This window comes from Frankia sp. CeRuru1 (assembly GCF_977966315.1).
The window spans coordinates 1-6,361 of record NZ_CDWWEW010000304.1 but is presented as its reverse complement, the minus strand read 5'-3'; the positions used below and the strand labels follow the sequence as shown (position 1 = coordinate 6,361).

Below are 6,361 nucleotides of genomic sequence, written 5' to 3'. Positions count from 1 at the left end.
CGCGGGGACGTAAAAGTCGGCGACCCGTGCCCAGGTCCACGGGTCGGTCTCGAACGGCGCGTCAACGCCGTTGTTGACCAGGGAGATCCAGCGGCGCAGGCAGCTGGAGCACTGCCCGCAGTGCGCCATCTCAGTGTCGGTACGTGAGCAGGAGAACGTCAGCAGCAGGTCGCCGGCCGGCAGGCCCTGGCCGAGGTACCAGGCGACGATCTCCGTCTTGGTCATCTGCCAGAACGGACTGTCGAGCCAGACCGGCCGTCCCGACAGATCTGTGATCATCTGACTGATCTGGCGGAACGCCTGGGGGCTCTTGTCCGCGGTCGCGTCGCCCTTGACCCCGACGCACCAGATCCGCTCGGCCCGGTTCGCGGCCAGCATCGCGAGGTAGACGTTGCGCAGCGGGATGATCGCGTTGTCGGCTTCCCACCGCGACAGGTCGAGTTCCCGGCTGACGCTCACCTCGATGCCACACCGGTCGACCAGTGCCGTGATCGCGGCCCGTTCCTGGTCGCGGTAGCGGTGGCCGAGGTCGAAGTACAGCGCCGGGGGTTTGTCGAGATAGTGCCAGGCCGGGAACGAGTCCAGCCCGGCGGAGAACAGCAGCACGTCAGACACCAAGATCTCCTCTTACGGTGGGAACACCGAGCAAGGCCAGCAAGTCGTGTTCGATCTCGTCGGCGACGTCGTCGGCCTCGCGCAGGTCGACGACAACGGGGACCACCACGTCGGGGAAGGCAGCGACCACATGCCGGTAGGCGGCGTCGAACCGCGGCAGGAACAGCAGACGCTCCACCGAGCCCGGCACCCCGCCGCCGCGTCCGCGCAGAATCGCCCGTTCCCGAGCCAGCGGCCACGGGACGTCCAGGAAGTACGCCCGGTCCGGAACACAGAACCACGGGGCGACACACCCCCGCAGCTGGTCGAGCAGCGCGCTGTCGGTGACGTCAGGACGCGTTTCGCTGAGAATCGTCAGGCAGTAGGCGAGCTTGGAGTAGACGCCGTGGTCGACCACCACGACGTCGTGCGCCTCCAGCGCCGGCCGGTAGAAGTGGGTGTGGTGCCACGCCTCCCGGCACAGCCGCGCGAACACGTCGACCGTGGCGTGATGAGGGTGACGGAACCCGCCGGTCCCCGTTCTGGTCCGCAGCGGCTCGCGTTCCAGCCAGCGCGACAGCCGACCCACCACGCCCGGCAGCGGCCCGTAATGCACCACCTCGACGTCGAACCCGTGCCCTGCCAGGCGGCGACCGAGCTGCCCGGCCATGGTCGTCTTTCCCGCGCCCCACAGCCCTTCGACCGTGACGAGCACACCACTGCGCGGGCGCAGGCGCCCAGCCGTGGGACCGGCCGTGACGAGGGAACTGGGCTGGTCAGCGGCCACGGGCGTTCCCCCACAGCAGCACGTGCAGACGCGGAGAGAGGTTCCAGCCCCGTTCCAGGGCGATCTCGGCCAGGCGCCGCATACCGGCCAGCACACTCGGCTCGTCAGTGCCTTCCGGCATCACCCACACCGAGGACAGACCGAAACGACCCTCCAGCTCCCCGATCTCGTCGATCTCCCCGACGGCGGAGACCACGAACTTGAACACGGCCTTGCCGCAGCCCGCGAACGCCGTCAACGCCGCCGGAACGATCCGCCGGCCCGCAGCCACCCGCGAACCCGACAACTTCGGCGAGACGGTGAACCGCTCGACGACCTCGACCATCTCCGCCGTCGGCTCCACGGTGCCGTTCGTCTCGATCTCCACCTGCCGTCCCGCCCGCGCGAGCGCGGCGACCAGCGGAAACAGAGCGGCCTGTTGCAGCAGCGGCTCCCCGCCGGTCACGACCACACGGGTCACCGGCGAGTCCAGAGCCCAGCCGAGCAACGTGCGCTGGCTCAGCCGCTCGCTATGCGCGTCCACGTCGAACCGGTTCCTGTCCCACGTATGCGGCTCGTCGCACCACGCACACGACAGGTTGCACGCCGACAGCCGCACGAACAGCGCCCGCTGGCCGGCCGTCGGCCCCTCACCCTGAAACGTCGGACCGAACCGCTCCACGACCACAAGCCCACGCGACGTCGCGGCACGCGGCGGCGCACCCGCGGAAGCCCGCATCACCGCGACTCCCCGATCAAATACTCGGCCCAGCTCCTCGGCGTCTCCGACACCCGCACCGCCACAAGCCGGCCATGCACCCCGGGCTCCACCGTGGCCAGAAACCATCCGGCCAGATGCTGCGCGAGCGCCTCGCTGGTCGGCTCGACATCCAGCACCTCGTTCAGATCACGGTGATCGAACGACTCGGCGAGATAACGACCGGCGACGGCGAGATCACCGAAATCGGTGACGAACCCCGGCCCGGCCAGCTCCGAGGATTCCAGCACGAACTCCACCGTGTACGTGTGGCCATGAACGCGGGAGCACTTGTGGTCGGCAGGCAGGCTCGGCAGGTGGTGCGCGGCATCGAAGGTGAACCGTTTCCCAATCCGAAAGGTCGCCGCACCGGATATCTGACTTTCGATCACTGCGCGCTCCATCCTCACCCTCCAAGAATCCCGGCCGCGACACACAGCCATGTCGCGGGCCAGCACTATCCGAGTGGAGAACTGTCGCAGCATGCGTCAGCTGCTCCATCGCCGGAATCACAGGAAGACCAGCATGGCGATGTGCGCCTGCCTCGGTCATTCCCTGGACCACGAAGAAGTCGTTCCCCGCTCCGCGAGGTCCTGACCAGGGAGAATGGCAACCCGGCGGTCGATGACTTCGCGGCAAGCGGTGACGACGCAAGCGTCGCTACCGCAGGGGTTGCGGCGCAGCAGATGTGACGACACGCGGCGCGGCCGCATCTTCTGGGCTCGACGGTTCAGAACTCTTCGCTTCTGCGCCCGCTCCCCGTCGTCGATACGGTAGTGGCAAGGTTTGAAATGAGCGCACCCTGGGTCGACGATCGAAATCTCCAGGGCTCACGCCAGGTCGGATCGGGCGTTGAGCGAGACTAGTCGGACGACTCGACTCGACGGTTTACCTAGCGCAAGTGCGGGCCGATGGTCCGATGTCTGGCTATGTCAGAAGAAAGGCGCGACCCTGGCAGGGGTGTCAAAGTGGTTCCGCGCTGTGGGCTTGGGCGATGGTGTCGATGCGCCGCGCGAGATCGAAGTCAGCCGCGGTGATCCGATGCCCGGCGTCGTGCGTGGTGATCCCGAAGCGGATGCTGTCCCAGCGCAGGTCGATGTCCGCGTGGTGACCGATGAGCCGCTCGATGTCGGCGACGTGCACGATCAGGGCGACTCCGCCGTGGTAGCGGATGCGGAAGGACTTGGTGATCTCCTGGCCGACGCGGGTCCAGCCGGGTAGTTCGCGCAGCCGGGCCTCGATCTCGTCGTCGGCCAAGGGCACGGGAATATCCGGCACGTCGGGTCTCCTTTAGAGCACGAAGATCTCGTCGAGGTCGCGGCCGACGGCCGTGCCCTTCCAGGCTTCTGCGGCCTGCCGTAGGCCGGCCGGCTCACGGCGAATCCGCACCGATCCAGTTTCCATCGAGGTCCGCCGCGAGCGGCGGGCGAACTCGACCGCGATCTCGTCGTGCGACATCCCCACAGCACGCATCCGCGCCCGCAACTCCTCCTGCTCCGCCCGCTGGCCGACCTTGCTCATGACGACACCGCACTTCCTCTCCGACCCGAGGGGTGATCTCTCATCCGTCTCGCCTCAAAACGAACCGTTCCACGGTTGCCGTGTGGTAGCGAGCGGCGTCCAAGAGCTAAGGCATGCTGAAGCCGGGCAGCCAACAATGATCTTCTTGGTCGTGCGGTAGGAGGTCCAGCGGCCATGCTGGGTTACACGGCAGCCATAGACCTGTCTATGGCTGATCAGACGATGCCAGTCGAGGTCCTCGCCGTGCTCGGCGCTGGTCTGGCTCTGGTCCGCCTGTCCGAGCAAAGCCAGGATTACAGGTGTCGCTGTCGCGCTGCCCCGGTTGGCCAGATGACCTGGACGGCGCGGTCGTTTGCTTGGGCACGAGCGACGACGGCAGCTGTGCCACCCTGGTCCACGGCGGCCTGGCCGTCCCAGACCGCGATGAGTAGATCGACGGTGTCGAGGAGCGCCTCGTTCGCCGCCTCGTACGCGGCCCGATCGGAGACCTCGTGCGGCAGGACCCGCACGGTGGCAGCCCGGCGGACGAGGTCGTCGAACAGCGGGGCGTGGTCGGGTTTGACCTTCCTCGCACGGTAGTCAGCGGCAGGAATGATCACTTCGAGTGCGCCGCCGATGTCCAGGACGACGTCGGCGAAGATGCTGTCGGCGCCGGCCGCGATGCAGCTGACACCGGTCAGGTCCGGCGCGTACGGCAGGAGAACCACGGTGAGAGCGGCCCGGACGAGGGGGACGGTCGCGGGAGTGAGGTCCATGTGGCCGGTGACACCGATGCGGGTCAAGTCCTGACCTTCCTCACGTCTCATATCCGGGCCGCCGTGTCTTCGACCCGAAGCATGGGTTCGATCCTCCCGCACAGCTCGGCGATAGGGCGGGCGGATGTCCTGGTCTCGGCGTGCCGATAGAACTGGCCGAGTTTGACCCGGACGCGGCTGGACCGGGTCTGCTCGACCGTCGTCACGGCGGCGTGACCCAGCCGTGCCGCCTCGTCAAACTCGCCCTGCACCAGTCTGATCTCGGCGTGCCCGAGCTGATCAAGAGCGGTACTGCGGACGCTGCCGACGCCCCGAGCCCGGACGGCCTGGCTCAACCAGGTGGCTGCCTCGTCGGCATACTCGGGCGCCTGGTGCGCGACGTCGAGGAGACGACCTCCGGTGACGCCGGCCAGTTCCGCCTGGTCGAAGTAGGAGATCCAGTGCGGTTCAACGCCCGGGTCGACGTCGCGGAGAGCGTCCTGCGCCCGGCCTGTCACGCGCTGGAAGGCGGAGAGCCGACCTTGCTGGGCGTAGGCCCATGCCTCGCGCGTGAACAGCATCGCACGCACCGCCGGAGTCGCCCGAGCACCAGCGACGTCCTGCGCGAGGCGGACGAGCTCAAGTCCTTCGGTCGTACGGCCGAGATAGAACTGCTGCCGCGCCATGCCAGCGAGGATGTTCGCGCAGAACACGGGATCGTCAGCCGCCTTGGCCGATCGAAGAGCGAGCAGGTAGTAACGCTGAGCGATCCCCCCTTGCCCCGAGTCCCAGGACATCGTCGCGGCGGTCTCAGCAAGATCGGCCATCACGCCGTGCAGCCGCCGGGTGAGATTCTGCGGATGCGAGAAGTCGCGAAGCTCATCCGCGATCTCAGCGAGCTGACCCACGACCGCCTTCCGTCGAAGGCCACCGCCGAACTGGTTGTCCCAGGCCCGAAAGGTTCGCGCGGCCAGCTCGATCTGCTCGATCTCCTCATCGCCGACGCCTGCGGTGCGACGCTGCCCGGCGGGCGGCTCGATGGCATGTAGCCAGCGCTCCGCCCCCTCAAGCAGAGCAGCGCCGACGATCACGTCCGCCATCGCGCGAGCCGCCTCGCGGCGATCAAGGGAGAGATCATCTCTGGCGATCTTATTCACCGCCTCTGTCGTCGATACCGTTTCCCATCCCATGAAATCTGTCGTTGCCTCGGGAAGGCGGCCGATGGGACTCGTGCACAGTTCCACCAGCGATCGAGTCTCCCGGGCGGTGGGCTCCGCCATGGCGCCGGCATCGGTTCTGTCGCTCTGGCGCCTCGTCTGTCCCGACAGTTCTACCGGCTGCGGCCGTGCGGTTTTCGACGTCTTGTCGATGAGGAGCAGGTCGGCGGGGTCGAAATGTTCGCGGTCGTCAAGGTCGATCAGGTTGTGGATGCTGGTGTCGTAGACCTCGGCGAGCAGGGCGAGGATCTGGGGGGTGGGTCGGCGGCGGTTGTTCGGCAACGGCCAGTTCTCCAGCTCCGACAGCTTCGGTGCGGTCATGGGCGCGGCGCCGTGGGGGTCGAGGCCGACGTGGACGGCGTGGGTGTTGATGTGGTTGGCGGCCTGCTGCTGGGTCCAACCGTGCGCGACGCGGTGGGCAGCGCGTGGGCGCAGCCGGTAGCGCCGGCCGAACTCGATCGCGATCTCGTCGTGGCTCATCCCGACCGCGCGCATCCGCGCCCGCAACTCGTCCTGTTCAACACGCTGACTGGGTCTGGGCATGAGACAGCCTCCTTCCATCGGGACTTGGGCGCCGCCGTCCAGAATGATGCGCGGGTCGAGGCGCAGCAGCGTCGTGGGATAGGCGCATGGTCACGATGGGTCCTCTGGCGCGGAGATCTCACCGGCGGGCCGACGCGCTGGCAGGGAATTGAGAACGGGACGCCAGGCGAAGGAGGTGGTGCCGTCGGGGGGCCCGATCGCGTTGGTCGGCAGGACGGTGAAGCCGTAG

Annotated in this window: 8 protein-coding genes; all 8 read right to left on the bottom strand. The window is 67.7% G+C overall.

Annotated features, from left to right (window positions below; genetic code table 11):
* Window positions 1-615, bottom strand: a 615-nt coding sequence (locus tag AC08OP_RS18660) for a 7-cyano-7-deazaguanine synthase (protein ID WP_476615367.1), incomplete at its 3' end; no start/stop codon positions are given.
* Complete coding sequence (locus tag AC08OP_RS18655) at window positions 608-1,381, bottom strand: nucleoside/nucleotide kinase family protein (protein WP_476615366.1); 774 nt, start codon at window positions 1,379-1,381, stop codon at window positions 608-610. The genes AC08OP_RS18655 and AC08OP_RS18660, both read right to left, overlap by 8 nt.
* Window positions 1,371-2,099: a 7-carboxy-7-deazaguanine synthase QueE gene (locus AC08OP_RS18650; protein ID WP_476615365.1), complete on the bottom strand. Its 729-nt coding sequence runs from the start codon at window positions 2,097-2,099 to the stop codon at window positions 1,371-1,373. Before AC08OP_RS18650 ends, AC08OP_RS18655 begins: the two co-directional genes overlap by 11 nt.
* Window positions 2,099-2,509, bottom strand: a complete 411-nt coding sequence (locus AC08OP_RS18645) for a 6-pyruvoyl trahydropterin synthase family protein (protein WP_476615364.1) — start codon at window positions 2,507-2,509, stop codon at window positions 2,099-2,101. Before AC08OP_RS18645 ends, AC08OP_RS18650 begins: the two co-directional genes overlap by 1 nt.
* 571 nt (window positions 2,510-3,080) lie before the next feature.
* On the bottom strand, window positions 3,081-3,395 hold the full coding sequence (locus tag AC08OP_RS18640) for a 4a-hydroxytetrahydrobiopterin dehydratase (protein WP_476615363.1): 315 nt from the start codon (window positions 3,393-3,395) through the stop codon (window positions 3,081-3,083).
* A gap of 12 nt (window positions 3,396-3,407) precedes the next feature.
* Complete coding sequence (locus tag AC08OP_RS18635; RefSeq protein ID WP_476615362.1) at window positions 3,408-3,638, bottom strand: hypothetical protein; 231 nt, start codon at window positions 3,636-3,638, stop codon at window positions 3,408-3,410.
* 293 nt (window positions 3,639-3,931) lie between these two features.
* Window positions 3,932-4,420, bottom strand: a complete 489-nt coding sequence (locus tag AC08OP_RS18630; protein WP_476615361.1) for a hypothetical protein — start codon at window positions 4,418-4,420, stop codon at window positions 3,932-3,934.
* A gap of 20 nt (window positions 4,421-4,440) precedes the next feature.
* Window positions 4,441-6,132 (bottom strand): hypothetical protein, encoded by a 1,692-nt coding sequence (locus AC08OP_RS18625; protein WP_476615360.1) that lies wholly within the window; start codon window positions 6,130-6,132, stop codon window positions 4,441-4,443.
* Window positions 6,133-6,361: the final 229 nt, after the last annotated feature.

What these genes read in the sequence shown, in the direction of transcription:
- AC08OP_RS18635 (WP_476615362.1), bottom strand. Translation starts at nt 3,638, where the DNA reads ATGAGCAAGGTCGGCCAGCGGGCGGAGCAGGAGGAGTTGCGGGCGCGG.
- AC08OP_RS18625 (WP_476615360.1), bottom strand. Translation starts at nt 6,132, where the DNA reads ATGCCCAGACCCAGTCAGCGTGTTGAACAGGACGAGTTGCGGGCGCGG.
- AC08OP_RS18650 (WP_476615365.1), bottom strand. Translation starts at nt 2,099, where the DNA reads ATGCGGGCTTCCGCGGGTGCGCCGCCGCGTGCCGCGACGTCGCGTGGG.